This is a genomic window from Soehngenia saccharolytica DSM 12858 (genome assembly GCF_059568515.1).
Map to the genome: position 1 here is coordinate 24,218 of NZ_JCANTN010000006.1, position 23,535 is coordinate 47,752.

22 protein-coding genes and 1 other annotated feature are annotated in these 23,535 nt (G+C 33.0%); of the genes, 7 read left to right on the plus strand and 15 right to left on the minus strand.

The features are described 5' to 3' along the window. Positions 1–4 precede the first annotated feature (4 nt). From mfd to spoVG, 5 genes are all read right to left on the minus strand, one after another. A complete protein-coding gene (mfd, locus tag BO51_RS02820; protein WP_496483770.1) occupies positions 5–3,523 on the minus strand; it encodes a transcription-repair coupling factor in 3,519 nt (1,172 codons plus the stop codon). A 49-nt stretch (positions 3,524–3,572) separates the two neighbouring features. Continuing rightward, the gene (gene pth, locus BO51_RS02825; protein WP_496483772.1) at positions 3,573–4,133 is read right to left on the minus strand and encodes an aminoacyl-tRNA hydrolase; all 561 of its coding nucleotides are present in this window, start codon (positions 4,131–4,133) and stop codon (positions 3,573–3,575) included. A 17-nt stretch (positions 4,134–4,150) separates the two neighbouring features. Beyond that, on the minus strand, positions 4,151–5,098 hold the full coding sequence (locus BO51_RS02830; protein ID WP_496483774.1) for a ribose-phosphate diphosphokinase: 948 nt from the start codon (positions 5,096–5,098) through the stop codon (positions 4,151–4,153). Between the two features lie 17 nt (positions 5,099–5,115). Next, a complete protein-coding gene (gene glmU / locus BO51_RS02835) occupies positions 5,116–6,501 on the minus strand; it encodes a bifunctional UDP-N-acetylglucosamine diphosphorylase/glucosamine-1-phosphate N-acetyltransferase GlmU (RefSeq protein WP_496483776.1) in 1,386 nt (461 codons plus the stop codon). Between the two features lie 127 nt (positions 6,502–6,628). Beyond that, positions 6,629–6,919 carry a septation regulator SpoVG gene (gene spoVG / locus BO51_RS02840; protein ID WP_496483778.1) on the minus strand — a complete coding sequence of 97 codons (291 nt, stop codon included), beginning with the start codon at positions 6,917–6,919 and terminating at the stop codon, positions 6,629–6,631. Positions 6,920–7,120: 201 nt separating this feature from the next. Between spoVG and murC the strand changes: the two genes are divergently transcribed. Then, positions 7,121–8,536 (plus strand): UDP-N-acetylmuramate--L-alanine ligase, encoded by a 1,416-nt coding sequence (gene murC, locus BO51_RS02845; protein ID WP_496483780.1) that lies wholly within the window; start codon positions 7,121–7,123, stop codon positions 8,534–8,536. 60 nt (positions 8,537–8,596) lie between these two features. Here the strand turns inward: murC and BO51_RS02850 are convergent, their stop codons facing one another. The 6 genes from BO51_RS02850 to BO51_RS02875 all read right to left on the minus strand — a co-directional run bounded on the left by BO51_RS02850 (position 8,597) and on the right by BO51_RS02875 (position 14,444). Further along, positions 8,597–9,451: a 3-hydroxybutyryl-CoA dehydrogenase gene (locus tag BO51_RS02850; protein ID WP_496483782.1), complete on the minus strand. Its 855-nt coding sequence runs from the start codon at positions 9,449–9,451 to the stop codon at positions 8,597–8,599. A 12-nt stretch (positions 9,452–9,463) separates the two neighbouring features. Then, the gene (locus BO51_RS02855; RefSeq protein WP_496483784.1) at positions 9,464–10,243 is read right to left on the minus strand and encodes an enoyl-CoA hydratase-related protein; all 780 of its coding nucleotides are present in this window, start codon (positions 10,241–10,243) and stop codon (positions 9,464–9,466) included. 64 nt (positions 10,244–10,307) lie between these two features. Next, entirely contained in the window at positions 10,308–11,603 is a 1,296-nt protein-coding gene (locus BO51_RS02860) for a glucose-6-phosphate isomerase (protein ID WP_496483882.1), read from the minus strand. A gap of 18 nt (positions 11,604–11,621) precedes the next feature. Next, on the minus strand, positions 11,622–12,746 hold the full coding sequence (locus BO51_RS02865) for a PP2C family protein-serine/threonine phosphatase (RefSeq protein ID WP_496483786.1): 1,125 nt from the start codon (positions 12,744–12,746) through the stop codon (positions 11,622–11,624). 23 nt (positions 12,747–12,769) lie between these two features. After that, complete coding sequence (locus BO51_RS02870; RefSeq protein ID WP_496483788.1) at positions 12,770–13,300, minus strand: cob(I)yrinic acid a,c-diamide adenosyltransferase; 531 nt, start codon at positions 13,298–13,300, stop codon at positions 12,770–12,772. Between the two features lie 4 nt (positions 13,301–13,304). Then, entirely contained in the window at positions 13,305–14,444 is a 1,140-nt protein-coding gene (locus BO51_RS02875; protein ID WP_496483790.1) for a THUMP domain-containing class I SAM-dependent RNA methyltransferase, read from the minus strand. 134 nt (positions 14,445–14,578) lie between these two features. Between BO51_RS02875 and BO51_RS02880 the strand changes: the two genes are divergently transcribed. The 5 genes from BO51_RS02880 (at position 14,579) to BO51_RS02900 (ending at position 19,610) form a co-directional block, all read left to right on the plus strand. After that, positions 14,579–14,950, plus strand: coding sequence for a class II SORL domain-containing protein (locus BO51_RS02880; RefSeq protein ID WP_496483792.1), 372 nt, complete (start codon positions 14,579–14,581; stop codon positions 14,948–14,950). Positions 14,951–15,000: 50 nt separating this feature from the next. Beyond that, positions 15,001–15,181 (plus strand) — a binding site (T-box leader). Positions 15,182–15,219: 38 nt separating this feature from the next. After that, the gene (gene tyrS / locus BO51_RS02885) at positions 15,220–16,443 is read left to right on the plus strand and encodes a tyrosine--tRNA ligase (protein WP_496483794.1); all 1,224 of its coding nucleotides are present in this window, start codon (positions 15,220–15,222) and stop codon (positions 16,441–16,443) included. Positions 16,444–16,628: 185 nt separating this feature from the next. Further along, positions 16,629–17,768 (plus strand): acyl-CoA dehydrogenase, encoded by a 1,140-nt coding sequence (locus BO51_RS02890; RefSeq protein WP_496483884.1) that lies wholly within the window; start codon positions 16,629–16,631, stop codon positions 17,766–17,768. Positions 17,769–17,780: 12 nt separating this feature from the next. After that, on the plus strand, positions 17,781–18,569 hold the full coding sequence (locus tag BO51_RS02895) for an electron transfer flavoprotein subunit beta (protein WP_496483796.1): 789 nt from the start codon (positions 17,781–17,783) through the stop codon (positions 18,567–18,569). Positions 18,570–18,581: 12 nt separating this feature from the next. Then, entirely contained in the window at positions 18,582–19,610 is a 1,029-nt protein-coding gene (locus tag BO51_RS02900) for an electron transfer flavoprotein subunit alpha/FixB family protein (RefSeq protein WP_496483798.1), read from the plus strand. A gap of 34 nt (positions 19,611–19,644) precedes the next feature. On the opposite strand, the gene pgeF is transcribed toward BO51_RS02900, so the two are convergent. The 3 genes from pgeF to BO51_RS02915 are packed head-to-tail and all read right to left on the minus strand — an operon-like array spanning position 19,645 to position 22,268. Beyond that, positions 19,645–20,418, minus strand: a complete 774-nt coding sequence (pgeF, locus tag BO51_RS02905) for a peptidoglycan editing factor PgeF (RefSeq protein ID WP_496483800.1) — start codon at positions 20,416–20,418, stop codon at positions 19,645–19,647. A gap of 16 nt (positions 20,419–20,434) precedes the next feature. Beyond that, positions 20,435–21,061 (minus strand): NUDIX hydrolase, encoded by a 627-nt coding sequence (locus BO51_RS02910; RefSeq protein ID WP_496483802.1) that lies wholly within the window; start codon positions 21,059–21,061, stop codon positions 20,435–20,437. 1 nt (position 21,062) lies between these two features. Next, positions 21,063–22,268, minus strand: coding sequence for a patatin-like phospholipase family protein (locus BO51_RS02915; RefSeq protein ID WP_496483804.1), 1,206 nt, complete (start codon positions 22,266–22,268; stop codon positions 21,063–21,065). Between the two features lie 102 nt (positions 22,269–22,370). On the opposite strand from BO51_RS02915, the gene BO51_RS02920 reads away from it, so the two are divergent. After that, positions 22,371–22,799, plus strand: a complete 429-nt coding sequence (locus BO51_RS02920) for a deoxycytidylate deaminase (RefSeq protein WP_496483806.1) — start codon at positions 22,371–22,373, stop codon at positions 22,797–22,799. On the opposite strand, the gene BO51_RS02925 is transcribed toward BO51_RS02920, so the two are convergent. Next, a complete protein-coding gene (locus BO51_RS02925; RefSeq protein WP_496483808.1) occupies positions 22,791–23,387 on the minus strand; it encodes a ribonuclease H1 domain-containing protein in 597 nt (198 codons plus the stop codon). The two genes, BO51_RS02920 and BO51_RS02925, sit on opposite strands and share 9 nt — an antisense overlap. Positions 23,388–23,535: the final 148 nt, after the last annotated feature.

Sequence of the window (23,535 nt, forward strand, 5' to 3'; positions counted from 1 at the left end):
TCTATCAATCTTTTTGTCTACTATTTATACTGTCAATTATCTGAATTAATTCTAAAGTAGATTTCAAAATATCTTTTTTAACTTTTATTGTTATATTCGCATTTTTTGTTAAATTAAAGAAAACATTGTTTTTATATTTGTCAGTCAACTTCGTAATGAGTTCTAAAGAAATATTGTTGACATTTGCAAAGTTTACCATTATGCCTTTATCAATTTGCTCAACATTTGTTATGTTATTTTTGCTTGCTAAATATCTGATATATGAGATTGTGATTAGATTGAAAACAGGCTGTGGTATGTCTCCAAATCTATCTATTAACTCATCAGTTAATTCATCAATATCTTCTTTGCTCTCAACGGATGAAATTTTTCTATACATCTCAATTCTTTGTTCTTCTTCTTCTATATAGAATGAGCTTATATACGCATCTAATTTCAAATCTATCGTAGTATCTATTTTCTCTATTACGCTAACTCCTTTAACCTTTTGAACTGCTTCTTGCAAATATTTGATGTAGAGGTCATAGCCAACATTTTCAATATGCCCGTGTTGACTTAAGCCAAGTAAATTTCCAGCTCCTCTGATCTCTAAATCTCTCATCGCAATCTTGAATCCAGCTCCAAACTCTGTAAAGTCTTTAATCGCTTTTAGCCTTTTCTGCGCTACTTCGCTTAGAACTTTATCTCTTTGATACATCAGATATGCATAGGCAAGTCTATTTGTTCTTCCAACTCTTCCTCTAAGTTGATACAACTGAGATAGACCTAGTTTATCAGCATCGTGAATTATTATAGTGTTGACATTTTGAATGTCCATTCCAGTTTCAATAATTGTAGTACAAACTAAAACATCAATTTCATTGTTGATGAAATCAATCATAACATTTTCCAATTGTCTTTCTGTCATTTGGCCATGCGCTACGCCAAAGCTTGCCTCTGGGACTAGTTGCTCGAGTTCATACGCTATTTTATCGATGGATTCAACTCTGTTATATACATAATAGACCTGTCCGCCTCTTGAGATTTCTTTAAGAATTGCTTCTCTAATCAATGCCTTGTTTAACTCAGATACATATGTTTGAACTGGATACCTTTCCTCAGGCGGTTCATCAATTACAGACATGTCTCTAATCCCGATTAAACTCATATTTAAAGTTCTCGGAATTGGTGTTGCGCTTAATGTCAAGCAATCTACATTTTCTTTCAGTTTTTTTAGAGCTTCTTTGTGTTTTACTCCAAATCTTTGTTCTTCGTCTATGATCAACAATCCTAAGTCTTTGAATACAACATCTTTTGATAAAATCCTATGAGTCCCTATAATTATATCAACAGAGCCCTTCCTTATCATAGACAAAGTGTTTTTAATTGATTTAGATGTGCTAAATCTACTTAGCAATCCTATTTTTACAGGAAAATCAGAAAATCTTTCAATTATAGTATTGTAATGTTGCTGTGCCAATATTGTAGTTGGAACTAATATTGCCACTTGTTTCCCGTCCATTACAGCCTTAAAAGCAGCTCTTAAAGCAACTTCCGTCTTTCCATACCCTACGTCTCCACATAAAAGCCTGTCCATAGGTCTTGGTTTCTCCATATCTGCTTTGATTTCCTCGATTGCTCTCAATTGACCTTCTGTCTCTTCATATGGAAAACTGTCTTCAAATTGTTTCTGCCATGGCGTGTCAGGAGAAAACGCATAGCCCTCTATGTTTTCGCGCTTTGCATAGAGTTCAACAAGATCTTTTGCCATTTCTTCAATTGCTTTTTTTGTTTTATTTCTTTTTTTAATCCATTCAATGCTGTTTAGGCTGTCTACCTTAGGTAAACCGGCATCTTTGGCTGTATATTTCTGAATCATGCTCATTTGGTCAATTGGCAAGTATAGCTTGTCTTTGCCTCGATATGCAATTGATAGATAATCTTTTTTTACTCCATCGACATCGAGTTGTACTATGCCTAAATATTGACCAATACCGTGGTTTTCATGGACTACATAATCTCCTACATTTAAATCCCCTAAAGATATTGCATCATTTGCCTTCGTTTTATTTTTCTTAGCTTTTTTAGTTTTCTTGCTACTCCCTAATATATCTTTATCGCTTATAAGCGTAAATTTCACATTTTCATATTCAAATCCTTTATCTAAGCTCCTAGGAATTATAAAAATTTGTGATGATTGAATGATATTATCTTCATCTTCAATTACGGATGCATTAATTGAAGAATCGCTAAGTTGAGTTTTCAATCTGTTTGCTCTTTCAAGAGTACCAGAGAAAATCAATGTCTTATAACCACGATACATATATCTTTTTAAATCTTCAATAAGAAAATTGAAATTATTAGCATAATACGAGCCCTGCTTAGCTGAAATCTGATAAATTGCTTTTGGTGGAAAATCATTGTCTTGTTTTAAGAAAAAGCTCGTCGTGATTATATTTTTATCTTTTAAAGCTCGAAGAAACTTTAAATAATCGTAGTTTAAATACAAATGAGAATTAAGTATTTCTCCAGTTTCAAATAGCTCTAGCAATTCAGAATTTTGTATATCCCTATTTGTTTTGATCTTTTCTTCAATGCTTTTGACTTCGTCTAGCAATACGATGCTATCTGGAGAAAAATAATCAGTTATGCCGCCTCTTATGCTCTCATCTATATAGGGTAAAATCAAATCTATATTTGCTACATCGCTATTATTGTCTAAAATCTCTAGTATATGATTATACTTATTTATAGCCATTTCACTTGCCTTCGAATTTTTAACTCTGTTCATATGTTTATTTAAATCTTTTTCCAACTTCGCAGCAATATTTTTTTTCTGGATTTCAGATAAAATGATTTCTTTTGCAGGAATAACCTCTATATTATCCAAATTGTCGATAGTTCTTTGAGAAATGACATCAAAATACCTTATGGAGTCTACTTCATTATCAAACAATTCAATTCGGAATGGATATGAATAATTTGGCGAGAAAATATCTACAATCCCGCCTCTTATGCTGAATTGGCCTTTGCCTTCCACTTGATTTACTCTCTCATAGCCTAACTGAACCAATTTATCCTGTAATGATCTTAATTCTATAGAGCTATTTAGATCTATACGGATTATAGAATTCTCAAATATTTTCCTGTTGATCAAGATATCAAATACGCTTTGTGCACTTAATGCCAATATTATTTTGTCCCCATTCACTAGTCTGTTTAGAATTCTCAATCTTTCATGTGAAATTTGGTTGCTTAATGCCTCAATGTCATAAAACATCATTTCTTTTTTTGGAAAATACTCTGCGTCACCATAACTTGACATAGCTTTTATATTTTCGACTAGTTTCTTAGCTCTAGTTTCCTCTGCTGTAATAATAATTATTTGTCTATTTAAATGTCTATTAAGAGCATATACAAAATGGGAGTGATTTTCTTCAATCAATCCATGTATCATAATTGGAAATTCATGATTTACAATGCTCTCATTCAATTTTTTATATGAATCCAAATTCAGCAATGGATCAATTAAAATGTCTCTCATACTATCCCTCTTTAACACCTTAAGCCCAGGTATTACCTGGGCGTGTAAGTTATTTATTATATAAATTCATGGATTTATCAATGCCATCTTTGATAAATACTTCTACTGCATCACAAGCTAAATTGATAGCTTGTTCAATAGTACCCTTCTCTTCCTTGGTAAAATCGCTTAGAACAAAGTCCGCAAGATCCCATCCCGGTGGCTTCTTGCCAACGCCTATTCTAATCCTTGGAAATTCAGTACTATTTAACTCTTTTACTACTGACTTCATTCCATTATGGGTTCCACTGGAACCTTTCTTTCTTATTCTTACAGATCCAAAATCTATATCAATATCATCATATATCACAAGCAAATTTTCCAGAGGTATTTTATAAAATGACACAGCTTTTCTTATAGCAATACCGCTGTTATTCATATATGTGATAGGCTTTAGCAAAAGTACTTTTTCACCGTATAAATTTATTTCTCGAGTTAAACTGTCAAATTTAATCCTATCCACATCAACATTGTTTCTTTTGGCTAGTTCATCAATGACCATATAGCCTATATTATGTCTTGTATTAATATACTCTCGGCCTGGATTACCTAGCCCGGCAATAATTATCACCGAACCATCCCCTTATATTAATTGAAAATTATACTAACTGATTGGTTGCTATTAATTCGTTTGATCGCTTCAGCAAACAAAGGTGCAACACTTACAATATCAATTTTATCAATCTTTGCTAATTCTGGTAATGGTATTGTATCAGTAATTACAAATTTCTCTATCACAGAATCATGAATTCTTTCAATGGCCGGCCCTGATAGAACCCCATGAGTAGCACAGCCATAGACTTTTTTTGCACCGAAATCTTTCAAAACACTTGCTGCTTTTACCAAAGTTCCAGCTGTGTCAGCAATATCATCTACTAATATTACATTTTTGCCATCAATATCTCCTATCACATTCATGACTTCAGATACATTCGCTTTTGGTCTTCTTTTTTCGATAATCGCTATTGGAAGATCTAAAATATTAGCAAAAGTTCTTGCTCTAGTGACACCTCCTAAATCTGGTGAAACTACTACAGAGTCCTCATCAACCATGTTCTTAAAATAGTTTGCCAACAATGGTATGCCTGATAAATGATCTACAGGGATGTCAAAGTATCCTTGGATCTGGCCTGCATGTAAATCCATAGACACAACTCTATCTGCGCCAGCGACTGCAATAAGATTTGCAACCAATTTTGCTGTGATAGGTTCTCTCGCTTTAGTTTTTCGGTCTTGTCTAGCGTACCCATAATAAGGTATTACTGCATTTACTCTACCTGCTGAAGCTCTTTTTACAGCATCAATCATTATTAATAGCTCCATTAAATTGTCATTAACAGGTGAGCAAGTTGGTTGTATTATAAATACATCCGCACCTCTTACAGTTTCCCTTATATCAACATTCAGCTCTCCATCACTAAAAGTTGACACTTCGCAATCTCCGAGTTTAGCACCCATTTCCTCGCATATTTTCTTAGCAAGCTCTTTATTTGCATTGCCAGTAAAAACTTTAATCTCCCCATAGCAAAGATTCATTTACAATATCCTCCTAGTTATTTGTGATTTTTAAATCCCCTTTTTTCAACCCATCCCGGTATGTTTATTTGTCTTGCTCTAGCTATTGAAAGGTCTCCTTCATCTACATTGTCGGTAATAGTCGAACCAGCTGCAACATAGCCATATTCTTCTACGACAACAGGAGCTACTAAATTTGAATTGCTTCCTATAAAAGCGTTGTCCTTTACAGTAGAGCGGAATTTGTTCTTGCCATCATAATTTACAAAAACTACTCCACATCCAATGTTTACATTTTTGCCTACATCTGCATCTCCGACATATGATAAGTGAGCGGCTTTAGAATTGTCATCAATTGTCGAATTCTTTATCTCAACAAAATTTCCAATCTTGACATTGCTTCCAATCTTGCAATTTGGTCTTAAATGGGCAAAAGGCCCAATGTGACAATTGCTCCCAATTACGCTCGATTCAATCAGCGTTGAATCTATATCACAGCCATTCCCAATTTCACTGTTTACAATCCTTGTGTTTCCAATAATCTTGCAATTTTGGCCGATAATCGAATTGCTCTCGATTATTGCTCCTGGGTAAATTATTGTATCATATCCAATAACTACATTTGGTTCAATGTATGTATTATCGGGGTCCACAATAGTTACCCCATTATCCAGATGGTATTTATTTATTCTCTTTTGCATTATTTTAGAAGCTATCGCAAGCTGCTCTCTACTATTTACTCCTAAAATCTCTTCGCAGTTGCTAATCTCATAAGCACTTACTTTTAACCCCTCTGAATTAAGTATCCCAATTGCGTCGGTTAAATAATATTCATTTTGTTTGTTTTTATTGTCAATTTTTTTAATTGATTCCTTTAATGCTTTTCCATTAAAGCAATAAATACCAGAATTTATCTCTTTTATTTTTTTCTCATCATCGGTTGCATCTTTATCTTCTACAATTCTTAATAAATCTCCATTGCTCTTTCTTACTATTCTACCATAACCAGTAGGATCTTCAAGAACAGTGGTTAATACTGAAGCATAACTTTTTGTACTTTTGTGATATTCAAAAAGATTTTTTATGGAATCGCTTGTTATCAAAGGTGTATCCGCACACAATATGATTACATCATCATCGTCTTCCACTTCATCAATCGCTTGAGAAACTGCAAAAGCAGTTCCATAAGGGCTTCCCTCTCCTATTGGCTGTTCTCTTACTATTACGTCAACATCTCTTAGATATTCAATGAGCTCTTCTTTTTTATGTCCAACGACAACAATGTTCTTGTCTACGCCTGATTTATAAGCTTCCTCTATTACGTATGATATCATTGGTTTGCCACAAATTTTATGTAAAACTTTTGCATGTCTAGATTTCATTCTTTTGCCTTCTCCCGCAGCAAGAATTATCCCAATATTCAATATATCACCACCTTTTGTTTTTTCCTCTTTATTTATTTTAACCCAAAAAAAGAATAAGTCCACAAAAAATTAAACAAATACCTAATAAAATTGATGTCAAAAAAAGTAAAAAAGCCTTAAGGCTTTTTTACTCGTTGGTTTCGGCTGTTTCTGAATGTTCTTGCGCCAATGTTTTTTCATACTCTTCAAATACTGCTTCTTGGATTTTTTGCCTTGTGGTGGCATTAATTGGGTGAGCGATGTCTCTAAATTCACCATCTGCCATTTTTCTGCTTGGCATAGCAATGAATAACCCATTTTGCCCTTCTATGACTTTAATGTCATGAACTACAAATTCATCATCAAAAGTCACAGATACTATTGCCTTCATTTTACCTTCTTCAGTTACTTTCCTTACCCTTACGTCTGTTATCTTCATAGTCTCACCACCTTCCTTGACGAAACAATCACATCCAAATATATATATTCTAATTTTTTAGAAAAATACCTTTATTTTGTGTAAATTTTAAAAAAGTATTTATTAATTATTTCATTGTGGTATAATTTATCCGAAAACTAATGAATAAAGATAGAAAATAATACTATACATTGATTATATACGTCTTCAGGGGGAAAGTAAATGTTTGAATTTGATTTATATGAAAAAATTTTCAAAAAAGTCCATTTTATTGGAATTGGTGGTATAAGTATGAGCGGTTTAGCAGAAATACTGTTTTATAAGGGATTTACAGTGACCGGTTCAGATACTAAAAAAAGCAAAGTTACCGAGCACCTAGAAAATATTGGAATAGAGGTATTTATCGGTCATGATGAAAAAAATATAGATGATGCAGATTTAGTTATCTATACCGATGCTATTTCAAAAGACAATGTGGAGTTAAATAAATGCATTGAAAGAGGAATACCATTAGTTGATAGAGCAACTTTCTTAGGAGCTTTGATGAAAAATTACAAGAAAAGCATTGCAATATCAGGAACTCACGGAAAAACTACCACTACTAGCATGCTTGCTACTGTACTGAATTTTTCCGATTTGAATCCGACAATGTTGATTGGCGGTAATTTGGACGATATAGGTGGAAATGTCAAATTAGGTTCAGATGATTTGCTCTTAACTGAAGCTTGTGAATACAAAGCAAATATTTTGAAATATTTTCCTACAATAGCTGTAATCCTGAATATAGATGAAGATCATTTAGATTACTTTAGAGATATTGACCATATAAAAGAGACATTTAAAGGTTATTTTAAAAACATTCAAAATGATGGATATTTAATTGTCAATATAAATGATAAAAATATCAATTCTATATTGGATAGTGCTGATTCAAATATAATTACATTTGGAATTAATAGTGATGCTTTCATAACTGCAAAAAATATTGAATATGATATACACGGAAATCCGTCCTTTGACATTTATAAGGACCATAATTTAATAGGCAATATAAGATTAAATGTCATGGGAGAGCACAATATATACAATGCCTTGGCGACATATTGCGTATCTAGCTTGATAGGAATGGAAGATCATGAGATATTAAATAAATTATCCCATTTCAATGGTGTTCATAGAAGACTTGAGTATAAAGGACTTTTAGGAGATATAAAGATAATTGATGATTATGCTCATCATCCAACCGAGATAATGGCCTCTTTAAGAGCGATAAGAAAATCCACTAACGAGAAAATATATTGTGTGTTTCAACCTCATACTTTTACAAGAACAAAGATATTATTAGACAGTTTTTCAAAGGCTTTCACTGATGCAGACAAAGTGATTATAGCTGATATATATGCCGCTAGAGAAAAAGATTTAGGTGAAATTCACTCTAGGGATTTGGCTGAAAAAATCAGGTTGTCTGGCACTGATGCTATATACTTGGGTTCATTTAAAGAAATAGAAGATTTTCTATTAAATGAAGTTTCTAACCATGATATTATTGTTACAATGGGTGCGGGAAATGTTTACGAGATTGGAGAAGATCTCTTAAACATCGACAAAGAGCCAGAGATAAAACAAATCGTAGTGTAAAAAAATCCAAGTGGAATTTTCATTCAACTTAAATTTCCACTTGGATTTTTAATGCTATATCTAATTCAAATATTCAAAGAAGCCTTTCTTGGTTTTCCTTCCAAGCATGTTTCCGCGAACCATCTTTCTTAGTAGTGGATGAGCTCTGTATTTTGAATCTTTAAATTCATCATACAAAACATCCATGATTGCTAAGCAAACATCTAAACCAATTAAATCTGCCAACGCTAAAGGTCCAATAGGATGATTAGCGCCTAATTTCATTGCCTCATCAATGTCTTTTGCTGTTGCAACGCCATCGGCCAATATTCCAACAGCTTCATTTATCATAGGAATAAGTATTCTGTTAACTACAAATCCTGGCGCTTCTTCAACCTCTACTGCCACTTTATCAAGATCAGCTGCCAAGTCGAATATAGCTTTCTTTGTCTCTTCAGAAGTAACAATACCTTTAATTACTTCAATTAATTTCATCACAGGGACAGGATTGAAAAAGTGCATTCCTATAACTTTATCAGGTCTGTTTGTAGCATTGGCAATCTCTGTAATTGACAATGAAGATGTATTTGTTGCAAGGATAGCTTCTTTTTTACAAACTTCATCCAATTTCTTGAAAGTCTCTTTTTTAATGTTCATATCTTCGGAAATTGCCTCAATGACTAAGTCACAGTCGCTTAAGTCATCATATGATGTAGTAATGGATATTAATGATAGAGCTTTTTCCATATCCTCTTTAGACATCTTTTCTTTTGATACCAATTTATCAAAAGCTTTCTCTACAGGTGCAATGCTAGCTCTTTTGTTGTTTTCATCAATGGATCTAACCCATACTACAACTTCATATCCTTTTTGCGCAAATACTTGCACAATTCCTAAAGCCATAGTTCCTCTACCTAATACGCCTACTTTTTTCATTTTACGCCTCCATTATTTACCCTTAAATTCAGGGTTTCTTTTTTCTACAAATGCTTTCATGCCTTCTTTTTGGTCTTCAGTAGCAAAGCAAAGGCCAAATAGGTTTTTCTCAATCTCCATTCCAGTTTCAATATCTACCTCTGCACTTCTATTTATTGCAACCTTTGAATATCTAACCGCTGGTTGTGCTTTTTGTGCGATTTTATTCGCCATCGTAATAGCTTCGTTCATGAGGTTTTCTGCATCCACCACTTTATTTACTAATCCTATTTTAAGGGCTTCATCTGCGCCTATCACATCGGTTGTAAAAATCAATTCTTTGGCTTTTGCAATTCCAACTAGTCTTTGAAGCCTATTTGTTCCGCCAAATCCAGGTGTAATACCTAATCCAACTTCAGGCTGTCCAAATTTTGCGTAGTTTGAAGCTATTCGTATGTCACAAGACATAGCTAATTCTAAGCCTCCGCCTAAAGCATATCCATTTACAGCAGCAATTGAAGGTTTCTCACAAAGTTCTATCTTTCTAAATACCTCCAGACCAGCTTGTGCAAATTTTCTCGCTTGAGCTGAGTTTAAATCCTTCATTTCTAAAATATCAGCTCCCGCAACAAAAGCTCTGCCTTCACCTGTAACTATAAAAACATTAACCTCTTCATCATTGATTAATTCATCCAACGCTTGAGAGATTTCCGATAAAACCTCTGTGTTTAAGGCATTAAGCGCATTTTGCCGATCAATAGATAAAATGCCAACAGACCCGTCTTTTTTTAAAATGATATTTTTATAATTCAAGCTATCCCTCCTCTTTGTTTATAATATATCAATCATTGTTAATTTTCAACCTAGTTTTAATAAATTATTCAGGTTTTCCTAATAATTTAAACATATTTTTCTTGTACATCTCAACTCCAGGCTGATCAAACGGATTGATTCCTTGTATATACCCAGAGATTGCACAAGCTTTTTCAAAGAAGTAAATTAAATTTCCCATATTGTATTCATCGAGTTTATCTAATCCAATTATTAAGTTTGGCACATCACCTTGAACATGCGCTTGAAGCGTACCCTTAAATGCTTTTTCATTCACATAGCTTACAGTCTTTCCTGAAAGATAATTTAATTTGTCTAAATCCATATCATCGCTTTCAATTGTCAAGTCTTTATCTAAATCTTTGATGATTAAATTAGTTTCGAATATATTTCTCTTTCCATCTTGAATCCATTGGCCCATGGAATGTAAATCAGTAGTAAAATTAACACTTGCAGGATATATGCCTTTTTTGTCTTTGCCTTCCGATTCTCCATAAAGTTGCTTCCACCATTCGGATATGAAAGATAAAGACGGTTCGTAATTAGTTAATATTTCAATGTCTTTGCCTTTTCTATTTAATATTTGTCTTGAAGCTGAATACATATAGCATTCATTATCAAATAAATTACTATTTGAGTAAATCTTTTCAGCTTCAAAAGCGCCTTTTAAAATCTCATCGGTATTTATGCCTGAAACTGCAATTGGCAACAATCCTACTGGAGTTAATACTGAATATCTACCGCCAATGTCATCTGGAATAACAAAAGTTTCATATCCATTAATCTTTGCCAGTTCCTTTAGCGAACCCCTGCTTTTATCAGTAGTGGCGATAATTCTTTCCCTTGCTTTTTCTTTTCCGTACTTTTCTTCCATGAATTTCTTAAAAAATCTAAATGCTATTGCTGGTTCAGTTGTAGTTCCTGACTTGGAAATAACATTTACGTAGACTTCTTTGTCCTTTACTACTTCAAATAAATCTGATAAATACTTCCCAGATATGTTGTTGCCTGCAAATATTACTCTAGGGCTAGTTCTCTTATCATCTTCAATCAAGTTATAAAAACTGTGATTTAAAGCCTCTATAACTGCACGAGCTCCTAAATAAGAGCCACCTATTCCAATAACTATCAAATAATCTGCATTGTTTCTAATTTCTTCCGATTTCATTAATAATCTCTGATATTCTTCCTTGTCAAAATGTAAAGATAAATCAAGCCAGCCTGTAAACTCACTTCCTTGTGCAGTTCTATTATGAAGCATGGTATGAGCTGTCTTTACTATCTGCTCCATGTTTTTATATTCGTGCTCTTTTATAAATGAATTCGAATAATCAAATTTTATTCCCATATTTTTCCTCCTCTAGTCAGTTACTTCTACCAATACCAACGCATAGTCGTCTTTTTGTTCTCCCCAGCTGTGAATAATGAATTTTTCCTCGATTTCTTGCAATAAATTATTAGGGTGATTTCTTACTGTTTCAAGCACGCCTTCAATTCCAAATTGCTTGCCGTTATAATCCATTGCTTCAGTTATTCCATCAGTGTATAAAAGTATCTTATCCCCATAGTTTAATTGTACTTCCTTTTCTTCATAATTCATCTCATCAAATAAGATCGTTATAGGATACCCTTTGATTTTTAATGGATTAACATCTTTATCATTAAATTTTATTGGATAACAATTGTGTCCTGCATTTGAGTAAGAAAAAGTATTTTTTGTCCTATTGTAAATGCCATAAAAAATTGTAAAATACTTATCTGGTTCTAATCCAAATGCTAAAAATCTCTTGTGAAGTTCTAAAAGTGCTTCAGAAGGGCTTTTTATCTCATCTTTGATGTCTCTCATCATCTGTTTTATAAACATGGTAAGCATCGAAGCGGCAATTCCATGGCCAGCTACATCGCTTATATATATTCCAATATTGTCATCATCAATGTGAAACACATCGAACATATCTCCACTTAGCATTTCTGAAGCTTTATATATATATTCAATATTCAAGTTTTCAAACATGCCTTGTCTAGGAAGTATCTTTTCTTGAACTTTTTTCGCAAATTTCAAATCTTCGCTTATGAGTTTGTTTCGTTCCAATAATTCTAATTCTAGCTTTCTTTCCCGTGTGACGTCTCTAAACACTTCTACTGCTGCAACAATATCCCCATCTGTGTTTCGTACTGGTGAACTTTTCACAGAGTAGTATTTTCCGTTTACAATCTCCTCTTTTAGAAATGTTTCACCAGAAAATATGCTTTTCAGAGTAATACAATTGACACATCTATCCGCTTTATTTAATATTTTATAACAATTTGAACCAATTATATTCTCGCCAAGATCTCTTTTCATTGCTTTATTAGCATAAATCACTATTCCATCTCTCGATACAACTCTTACCCAGTCAGCCATGCCATCTAAAACTTGATAATTCAATATTCCATGTTGAAACATTGTCAGTTTATCATTTAATTTATTATCATTTTCAAACACAAAATCACCCCGCGGTTTAGAAACTATACCTCATAATTGACTTTTTGCTGCTCATCTTCTAAATATCTAGCTAACGCGTAAATACAGTCTGATAATCTATTAACGTATTTTATTAGATTTTCATCGACATATTCTTCTTTCGATAGAGAAATAATCCTTCTTTCAGCTCTCCTACAAATAGTCCTAGCTACGTGTAGATGAGCAGACTGTTTATTTGACCCGGGAATGATAAAGCCTGTTGGATTGTTTATTTTCCCCATATATTCGTCTATTACTTTCTCAAGAAATGCTATGTCCTCTTCTTTTACTCTATACTTGATTTTTTCTTGGTCAATTGTAGCTAAATTAGAGGCTACAACAAAAAGCTTGTTTTGGATCTTAAATAGGATTTCTTTTATGTTTTCATCCTCTACATAGTTCTTTGCTAATCCTATAAAACTGCCAAGTTCATCAACAGTGCCATAGCTCTCAACTCTTATATCGTCTTTGTAAACTCTTGTGTTATCAAATAAAGAGGTCTTACCTTTGTCGCCTGTTTTAGTATAAATTCCCATATTATCACCTTTCCTTTGTTGGTTTGGGGCCAAAAAATTGATAATAATCAACCTTTATCCTTCCATTATACAGCTTTCTCTTTCGGTCTGCTTTTCTACCAAAATAACGTTCAAAGTCCTCATCGTTTGTGATAACATATATTGACCATTTATCTAGTTCTCTAAATTTATTGCCAAAATCAATATAAAGCTGTCTAACTTCGTCGTCATCCCCCATTCTCACACCATATGGGGGATTGGTTATTAAAACTCCATATTCATTTTTTATATCAACATCTCTCATATCTTTGACAAAAAAAGTTATCTCATCTTCTAATCCTAAATTCGCTAAATTATCTCTTGCAATCAAAATTGACTTCTTATCGATGTCACTTCCCATAATCCTAAGCTTTGTACTATGTTTTATTGAATTTCGCGCTTTTACTCTTTCTGCTTTCACAATTTCTTTTGGAAATACTTCCCATGCCTCAAAATCAAATTTTCTATCCAACCCGGGAGCAATATTCTTGCCAATTAGCAAAGCTTCTATTAGTATAGTTCCCGATCCACAGAAAGGATCGTATAAAAGCCTTTCATTATTCCAATAGCTTAGCATCACTAAACTTGCAGCAAGAGTCTCTTTAATGGGGGCTAAATTTGCTCTATTTCGATATCCTCTCTTATGAAGTCCCTCACCAGATGTATCGAGTGTAAGTGTTGCTATGTCTTTATTTAGTGATACTTCTACTTTAAATCTAGCTCCAGTTTTTGAAAACCATTCCACCGCATAGTTTTCCTTTAGTCTTTCTACTATAGCTTTCTCTACTATACTTTGGCAATCAGAAATACTGAATAGTTTTGAATTTAAACTTTTTCCAGAAATCATAAAATTGCCATCTATATCTATCCATTCTTCCCATGGAAGCTCTTTAGTTTTGTCAAATAATTCAGTAAAAGTAGTAGCTTTAAATTCTCCCACTTTTATAGATATTCTTTCTGCAGTTCTCAGCCATATATTCAATTTTGCTACATCTTCTATCTCGCCTTTAATTGTTATCCTGCCATTTTCAACTTCAAATTCTTCATATCCTAAATCAATTAGTTCTCTCTTTGTCAAAGCTTCTAATCCAAAAGTGGTTGAAGCTATTATATCAATTTTTTTCAATTATTCCCACCTCATATATATATTATACTTAAAATTTCACTTAATACCATTTATTTGTTGTAATAAAAATTTTTTTGGGTATTAATCAAAAGGAGTATTTATTATAAAAATGAAAATTAATTAGGAGGGATATTATGAGTATAGGAAATTTTTATCAAACAGGAGATTTTAAAGGTGAAAAACACGTACCAGTTATCCATGCACCAGAAGTTGTTAAAAAAGGTGAAAAAATTGAAGTCAAAGTTTTAATCGGAGAAGAAATACCTCATCCAAATACACTTGAGCACCACATAGCATGGATTAAATTGTATTTTAAACCAGAAGGAGCTAAATTCCCTATTGAGCTAGGAACATATGAGTTTAATTCACATGGAGAGTCAGATATATTTACAGAACCATGTGTGATATCAGTATTTAGCACTACACAACCAGGTACATTATATGCAACAAGCTATTGTAATATTCATGGCTTGTGGGAAAATGCAGTAGATATAAAAGTTGAGTGATATTAGACTTGACAATGACATATTTATATATTAGTATGGTGTTAATTGAAAATTAGGCGATGAAAGACTTTAGTAGAGACTATGTTGAGCTTTTAGAGAGCTAGTGTATGGTGAAAACTAGCAGCGATATAGTACTCGAATTACAATCTTGAGTTTTAAGGGATATCACACCATACGTGTAAGAGGCTTTGAGCGAATTAAGGTGGTACCACGGGTCTTCTCGTCCTTTAGATGAGAAGACCCTTATTTTTATTTTTGGAGGGATAGATTTGGACAATGTTTTTGATATTTTAAGCGAAAGAGGTTACATAGACCAAGTTACTCATGAAGAAGAGTTAAAAGAATTACTCGGAAAAGAAAAAGTTACATTTTATATAGGCTTTGATGCGACTGCCGACAGCCTAACTTTAGGCCATTTCCTACAAATCATGGTCATGACACATATGCAAAGAGCAGGACATAAACCCATAGCACTAATCGGCGGAGGAACCACTATGATAGGTGATCCTTCAGGAAAATCTGATATGAGGAGAGTCCTTACAAGAGATATAATAGATTACAACGCAAATAGGTTTAAAGATCAACTTTCTAGATTTCTAGACTTCTCGCCTGGAAATGCTATTATGGTCAACAATGCTGATTGGCTATTGGAATTAAAATTTGTAGATTTTATGAGAGAAATTGGTGTTCACTTTTCAGTAAACAGAATGCTAACTTTTGATTGTTATAAAAATAGATTGGAAAAGGGTCTTACATTTTTTGAGTTTGGTTACATGTTAATGCAAAGCTATGATTTCTTACACCTTTATAGGAATTACAATTGTAAACTTCAACTAGGCGGAAGCGATCAATGGTCAAATATTATTGGTGGTTATGAATTAGTAAGAAAACTTGAGAACGATACAGTATATGGCATGACATTCCAACTGTTGACCACAGCATCTGGCAATAAAATGGGCAAAACTGAAAAGGGAACTATTTGGCTTGATAAAGACAAAACTTCACCATTTGATTTCTATCAGTATCTAAGAAATACAGATGACAGAGATGTCAAGAAGTTCTTGTATCTATTGACATTTTTACCTAAAGAAGAAATTGAAGATTTGACAAAAGAAGGTGGCGAGAGTTTAAACAAGGCAAAAGAGGTATTGGCTTATGAAGTAACAAAGATGGTTCATGGAAAGGAAGAAGCTGATTCTGCTTTAAAAGCTGCTCGAGCATTGTTTTCAAATGGGCAGGATGAGGGCTCTATACCACATACTGTAATGGATAAGTCCATATTTGAAAACGGTATAAACATAATCGATTTGCTATTTGACATAAAATTGATCAAATCAAAAAGTGAAGGAAGAAGACTAATAGAGCAAGGTGGAATTAGTTTAAATGGCATTAAAGTGGAATCAATCGATAAAATAGTAACATTGTTAGATTTCACCGATGATAAACTAATGATAAAAAAAGGGAAAAAACAATATCATCAAATTAGATTATAATGTGGAAAATTCCACATTATAATTTTTATTAATATTTGATAAATATGTATCAATTTTGTGCTTTTACCCTTGATTAAAAAAATTTAAGGTTTATAATAATATTTGGGGATAAATATTTTAGTTTTTTTAACGAAGAAGGTTATTTTTTTAACATTTATTGAGGGGTGAATTTTTTGAATAACGGTATGAATTTTGATTTAAGCGAAAAACAGGCTCTTATGAGAAAACTGTTTCGTGAATTTGCAGAAAAAGAAGTAAAACCTCTAGCAGCAGAAATTGATGAAGAAGAGAGATTTCCAATAGAGAACGTAAAGAAAATGGCAGAAATAGGTATGATGGGAATACCTTTTGAAAGCAAATACGGTGGTTCAGATGGAGATAATTTATCATATATTTTAGCTGTAGAAGAGCTTTCAAAAGTATGTGCAACAACAGGTGTAATTCTATCAGCTCACACATCTCTTTGCTGCAATCCAATCTATACTTATGGCACTGAAGAGCAAAAGATGAAATACTTGGTGCCTTTGGCAAAAGGAGAAAAACTTGGCGCATTTGGTCTTACAGAACCAAACGCTGGATCAGATGCCGCAATGCAACAAACAACTGCTATCAAAGAAGGCGACTATTATAAAATAAACGGGTCAAAAATCTTTATAACCAATGGTGGTTATGCAGATATCTACATTATCTTTGCAATGACTGATAAGCAAAAAGGAACTAGAGGCATATCGGCATTCATCGTTGAAAAAGGCATGGAAGGTTTCTCAATCGGCAAGATCGAAAAAAAACTTGGAATTCATGGTAGTTCAACTGCTGAATTGATTTTCAAAGACCTTTATGTGCCTAAAGAAAATCTATTAGGTCAAGAAGGAAAAGGTTTTGGAATAGCTATGTCAACTCTTGACGGTGGAAGAATTGGTATCGCTGCTCAAGCTGTTGGAATTGCACAAGGAGCTTTAAACGAAACTATAAAATACACAAAAGAGAGAAAACAATTTGGAAGACCTATTTCAGCTTTCCAAAACACTCAATTTGTAATCGCAGATTTGCAGACAAAAATAGATGCTGCAAGACTTTTAGTTTATAGAGCTGCTTATTTGAAAGATACTAATCAAAACTATACTTCTGAAGCTGCAATGGCAAAACTATTTGCTGCTGAAGTAGCTATGGAAACCACTACAAAAGCTGTTCAGCTACACGGTGGATATGGATACACGAGAGATTATCCAGTAGAAAGAATGTTCAGAGATGCTAAAATAACTGAAATCTATGAAGGTACATCTGAAATTCAAAGATTAGTAATATCAAATAAATTATTAAAATGATAGGAGTCGATTATGAATATACTAGTATTATTAAAACAAGTTCCAGATACAACTGAAATGCAAATAGATAAAGAAACTGGGACACTAATAAGAACAGGTGTTCCAACTATAACAAATCCTGATGACTTAGCAGGGTTTGAGATGGCTTTAAGAATAAAAGATGAAAAAGGCGCAAAAGTAACATGCATCACCATGGGACCTCCTCAAGCAAAAAGCATGCTTAGAGAATTATATGCAATGGGTGCTGACGAATGTATTTTAGTAAGCGATCCAAAATTTGGCGGTGCTGATACATGGGCAACTTCCAATACTTTAGCTGCTGTCATAAGACAGTTGGACTATGATCTTATTATAGCTGGTAGGCAAGCAATTGATGGAGATACAGCACAAGTTGGTCCACAAACGGCAGAAAAATTGGGAATTCCACAAATAACTTATGTTGATGACATATTAGATATAACCGATGAAAAAATAAGAGTAAAAAAAGCTCTTGAAAATAGCTATGAAGTGCTTGAATGTTCACTTCCTTGCTTAATCACTACATTGAGCACAATTGCTACACCAAGGTATATGACTGTCAAGGGAATAAGTCATGCTTTTGAAAAGGACATCAAGGTTGTCACATTCAACGATATTGACATAGATCCTTCAATAATAGGCTTAAAGGGATCTCCTACAAAAGTAAAGAAGACCTTTACAAAAGAAGCTCATAAAAATTCTGATGTATTGGAATTAGATCCAAAGACAACCGCTAGAAAAATTGTTGAAACGCTAATAGATTTTAAGTTTATTGGTAAATAAGGAGATTGAGATATGGATATAAAAGAATATAGAGATATATATGTATTTTGCGAGGAAAAAGATGGAGCTATAAATGACGCTTCTTTGGAGTTATTAGGTGAAGCTCGTAGATTAGTGGAAAACAGACCTCAACTTGGCTATAAAGTAGTTGGAGTTGCAATTGGAAATTTAAGTGAAGATTTAATCAATGAAATTGGTTACCATGGTGCTGATAAAATTATTTGGCTGTACAACAAAGATATCAATCACTACAGCACTGAAATATTCACTACTCTATTTGTAGATGAAGTGATAAAAAAAGATAAGCCAGACATCGTGCTAATTCCGGCGACAGTAATGGGAAGAGATTTAGCTCCTAGAATTGCTGCTAGATGCGATACAGGTTTAACAGCAGATGCTACTAAACTTGAATTCGACCCTGAAAATGAAAATTCATCATTGCTCTATGTTACAAGACCAGCATTTGGAGGAAATCTATTTGGGACTATTATTAATGAGACAAAGAGGCCTCAAATGACTACAATAAGACCTGGAGTAATGGAAAAATTGCCAAAGGATACATCTAGACAATTTGAAATAGACAAAAGAGAAGTTTCCATCGTAAATATAAATGATCCAGTAAAATTAGTCGAAGTTCTTCCAAGAGATCATATGGCTGTAGATATTACAAAAGCTGACATAATAATCTCAGGCGGCCGTGGGATTGGCGACAATTTCCATATTCTCGAAGAATGCGCTAAGATGATTGGAGCAGAAGTTGGAGCTTCTAGAGGAGCTGTTGACAAAGGTTATATATCAAAAGACCATCAGGTTGGTCAAACTGGCAAAACCGTTAGGCCTAAAGTTTATATCGCTTGCGGTATTTCAGGGGCCGTTCAGCACTTGGCCGGCATGGAAAAATCAGATTTTATAATCGCAATCAACAAAGATCCTGATGCACCAATATTCAGCGTCGCAAATATAGGATTTGTCGGGGATGCTTTAGAAATAGTTCCCCTTATTACAGAAGAAATAAAAAGATATAGAGAAAGACCATATTAGAATATTCAAAAATATAGCGGGTGCAGTGCACTCGCTATATCAATGTTATCGCTCCCATCAACCCATACGATTCTTTATCTCGTCGATAAGAATGCAAAAATTGAGTTGAATAAGTAGATAAATTTATATCAACAATATTTTCCTGTTTCAACCCTTTATCTATTAATAATTGTTTATTAATGCCTTTTATGTCTATTAAATACTTAGTCTTATTTTTAATAGCTGAAAAATCCGATATGTTTGAAAATCTTTCCTTAAACATTAAATAAACGTCTTCTTCTACCTCAAAATCTTCTTTACTTATTGAGGGTCCTAATACTGCTATTAAATCAATAGGAATAGATGAGAAATTGTCTATCATCATATCTATAGCTTTTCTAGCGATTGTTTTTAAAGTACCTCGCCAACCTGAGTGTATATTAGCATGAACTTTGTTGATTGGATCATAAATAATAATTGGAGTGCAATCAGCAAATCTAGTGATAAGTCCAATCCCTTTTTCTTTCGTCATAAGACCATCTGTGTCAGCAAAATACTTTCCTGTATCATTTTCCAAGCCCTCTTCAATGCTTCTTATTATTTTTATATTGTCACCATGGACTTGATATCCATTGAAAAGTACAGTCGGTCTATTACCTAAAAAATCATACACCTTTTCCAGATTGCTATTGACTAATGCTGGATTTTTGGTTGTTTTTAAGCCCAAGTCCATGTCTCTAGTCGTAAAACAATGATTTAATCCCATTTCTTTTAATTCTCTTACATATATAAAATTATGTTTATAATATTCAACAATTTCGTAATTCAAATTACTCCTCCTAAACTCATATTATTCCAATTTCTCTCAGAATATCTATAAATTGCTTAGTCATCCTAGCAGTAAAACCCCAAATAATATAGTCTCCATATTGGTAAAAAAGAACTATATGCTTGCCTTCTCTGAAATTATAATCACGTCCCTTAGGAATAAGTTCATAAGGAAATGAGTCATTCCCCTCGGTCTTTAATGCGAGTTCAAAAATCATCGGTTCGTGAGTTAGAAAATAATCTAACGGAACTGCAAAAATATGATCTACTTCTTCTTCATTAGGCTTAATATCTTCTAGCTTTATGTCTTTAAGTTCACCTAAAAAGCAGTGAATAGTAAAATTTGCATAGGATATTAGATAGTCAAGTTCTCCTATTATATTTATGTTTTTCTCGTCTATATTTAATTCTTCAACTGTTTCCCTAATGACTGCTTGTTTATAAGTTTCATTCCCTTCGACTTTTCCACCTGGAAAGGATATTTCTCCAGGTTGTGCGATAAGCGTAGATGCTCTTAATTCGTATATAATATGCCATTTTTCATTAATTTTCAATAAAGGTATCAAAACAGAATATTTGTTTTTTATATCTATTGGCTGAGGTATTCGCGATTTCAATTTTCTTTTTAATTCATCAATATCCATATTACACCTCCATGCCTTTAATTAAATCATATGCTACATTAAGCAAGATATCTTCTTTCCTAAAAACATTTGTTATATTAGCTTTCTCCAAAATCTTCTCGAATCTACTAGTTTGAGTAGGAATAATCAAATTAGGTTCTTTTCTTATTATTTCTAAACATTCTTCAAAATCATAAATCTTATATTTCTCTACTCTATAATACGCCAACAAAACTTCCAACAAATTTAATACAAAATCTTCATAGTCGTAGTTCCCCTTTAATTCAAGCAATTTTGAGATTTTAGGGATGATTACTTCAAAAAATAACCTTTTATTTGGTTCATCTGTGACATTTAGAGCATTAGCTATTGAATTTATCGTTGGTTTTCTAGTATTCTTCAATATATCAAAGTAATATTCTTCTCCAAGAGGCTTAAAATAGTATTTATTTCCCTTTAATCCCTTAATTTCTTTAATTGCATCAAAATAACCCAGTTTCATGTTTGAAACTGCAATGTCTTTTTCATAAGTAAATGAATTACCTATATTCTCAGATGGCGAAATTGTCAATATGTTGTATTTGTCATCCGGCACTTTTCTCGCTATACCTAAAGCATTTGTTCTGATTATAATCATGTCGCTATATCCTCTTTCGACTAACATGTCAAAAGGGAGGTTGTTGTAGTACCCACCATCTAAAAAAAGCTTACCATTAATTCTCTCTTTTTTGAAAACAGGTAAATAGCAAGATGCCAATATATAATTTTTGAGCTCTCCTGTTGGTATATCCTCTTTAAATAATTTTAACGGTTTCAAATCCGAGATATTAACTGTTACCAATCCATAATCCATATTTGATTTTCTTATTTTATCTTCATCAATATATTGATCTAAGAGGTTTTTTAATGGAGTTATGTCAAATCCTCCATCTTGAATTATTTCTCTAAGCTTCTTCAATAAAATACTTAAATCTTCCTTATTCAGTCTTAGCTCTTTAAGTCTATTGATTTCTTCTTCGTTAGCTTTTATGATGTCAGTGTAATTAACATTTTCCCATAGTTCATACGCTTTATCAAAATCACCTTGGGCAATCATTGCTCCATTTATAGCGCCGACTGATGTCCCTACAATAGCACCTATGTCGAATTCGTTCTCTAATATAGCTTTGTAAGCGCCTATATGATAAGCGCCCTTTGCTCCGCCGCCTTCTAATACAACTCCATGCATACATTTAACCTCCTTAGTATATGTTTAGTATATACCCATATTATATTAATATATATTAATATATTTTTATGTTATAATACTTTTTGATAGGGAGGTTTTAGAATGGCAAATAGGAAAAGTTGGAATCAATATTTTATGGAAATTACTGAAATGGTTGCGTCAAGATCAACTTGTGATAGAGCCTTTGTCGGCTGTGTCATCGTTAATGATGATCACAGAATTGTATCAACTGGATACAATGGATCAGTTGCAGGAAATCCTCACTGTGATGACGTCGGACATACAATTAGAGATAACCATTGTATTGCGACCATACATGCCGAAATGAATGCACTTTTATATTGTGCTAAAGAAGGCATTTCCGTTAAAAACTGCAATGCCTATGTAACTCATTTCCCTTGCTTAAACTGCACTAAGGCTCTTATACAAGCAGGGATAAAAAAAATATACTATAAATATGAATACAATGTGGATGAATATGCTCTCTACTTGTTAAAAAACAACAAAGTAGCCATTGAAAAATTAGAGTAACTTCGAATTCTTTGCCAGTTTATCTGCCTCTTCATTGAATTCATCACCTGAATGTGCCTTAACTTTTACAAATTTTACTTCCAATTTTTCTTTTATTTCATCGTAAAATTCTTTGTAAGCTTTCGTTCCTGTTTTAGTGGTTTTCCATTTGCCAAGAGCCCAATTTTCTATTCCCATGTAATCATAGTGAAGAATTAACTTCTTCACTTTGTTTTTTAGTGCCCACCTCATGACAGCTTCTGCACCTTTGATTTCACCTGCCACATTTCTCATAGATGCTAAATCTTTATCATCAAACCTTTGTGAAAATGTTAGTTTTTCACCATCATAAAATATTACCGCTCCAAATCCAAAAGTATGAGTTTCTATGTCAAAACTGCCGTCTATATATGCAACAGCAGTATCTGAATTTAATACCATATTGGTGTTATTTTCGTCATTAAAATCATTATTTATAAAAGAAAGTGCTTCCTCATAAGTTTTGAATTTCTTGTATTCTGCTCCGCTAAAACCTTCTACTTCCCTTTTGCAATCATCCCAAGTATTATATATACCAATGTTCTTGCCCTTTCTCACAGCGTAAAACATAACTCACCTCTAATAGTTTATTAATTTATAATATCTCTTATCATATAAAATATCAAGTAAATATGGGTCTATAATCTATATTGCTTGTTATATTTGTGTCAATTTTATCATAATTATTAATTTTCTGTTAATTGATATTGTAATCAAT

Excerpts from the sequence above, each read along its gene's own strand:
- BO51_RS02830 (WP_496483774.1), bottom strand. The coding sequence starts at position 5,098 with ATGAATCTTTGCTATGGGGAGATTAAAGTTTTTACTGGCAATGCAAAT.
- spoVG (WP_496483778.1), bottom strand. The coding sequence starts at position 6,919 with ATGAAGATAACAGACGTAAGGGTAAGGAAAGTAACTGAAGAAGGTAAA.
- BO51_RS02895 (WP_496483796.1), top strand. The coding sequence starts at position 17,781 with ATGAATATACTAGTATTATTAAAACAAGTTCCAGATACAACTGAAATG.
- BO51_RS02880 (WP_496483792.1), top strand. The coding sequence starts at position 14,579 with ATGAGTATAGGAAATTTTTATCAAACAGGAGATTTTAAAGGTGAAAAA.
- BO51_RS02850 (WP_496483782.1), bottom strand. The coding sequence starts at position 9,451 with ATGAAAAAAGTAGGCGTATTAGGTAGAGGAACTATGGCTTTAGGAATT.
- BO51_RS02920 (WP_496483806.1), top strand. The coding sequence starts at position 22,371 with ATGGCAAATAGGAAAAGTTGGAATCAATATTTTATGGAAATTACTGAA.
- BO51_RS02900 (WP_496483798.1), top strand. The coding sequence starts at position 18,582 with ATGGATATAAAAGAATATAGAGATATATATGTATTTTGCGAGGAAAAA.
- murC (WP_496483780.1), top strand. The coding sequence starts at position 7,121 with ATGTTTGAATTTGATTTATATGAAAAAATTTTCAAAAAAGTCCATTTT.
- BO51_RS02925 (WP_496483808.1), bottom strand. The coding sequence starts at position 23,387 with ATGTTTTACGCTGTGAGAAAGGGCAAGAACATTGGTATATATAATACT.
- BO51_RS02890 (WP_496483884.1), top strand. The coding sequence starts at position 16,629 with ATGAATTTTGATTTAAGCGAAAAACAGGCTCTTATGAGAAAACTGTTT.
- BO51_RS02870 (WP_496483788.1), bottom strand. The coding sequence starts at position 13,300 with ATGGGAATTTATACTAAAACAGGCGACAAAGGTAAGACCTCTTTATTT.
- BO51_RS02915 (WP_496483804.1), bottom strand. The coding sequence starts at position 22,268 with ATGCATGGAGTTGTATTAGAAGGCGGCGGAGCAAAGGGCGCTTATCAT.
- BO51_RS02910 (WP_496483802.1), bottom strand. The coding sequence starts at position 21,061 with ATGGATATTGATGAATTAAAAAGAAAATTGAAATCGCGAATACCTCAG.
- mfd (WP_496483770.1), bottom strand. The coding sequence starts at position 3,523 with ATGAGAGACATTTTAATTGATCCATTGCTGAATTTGGATTCATATAAA.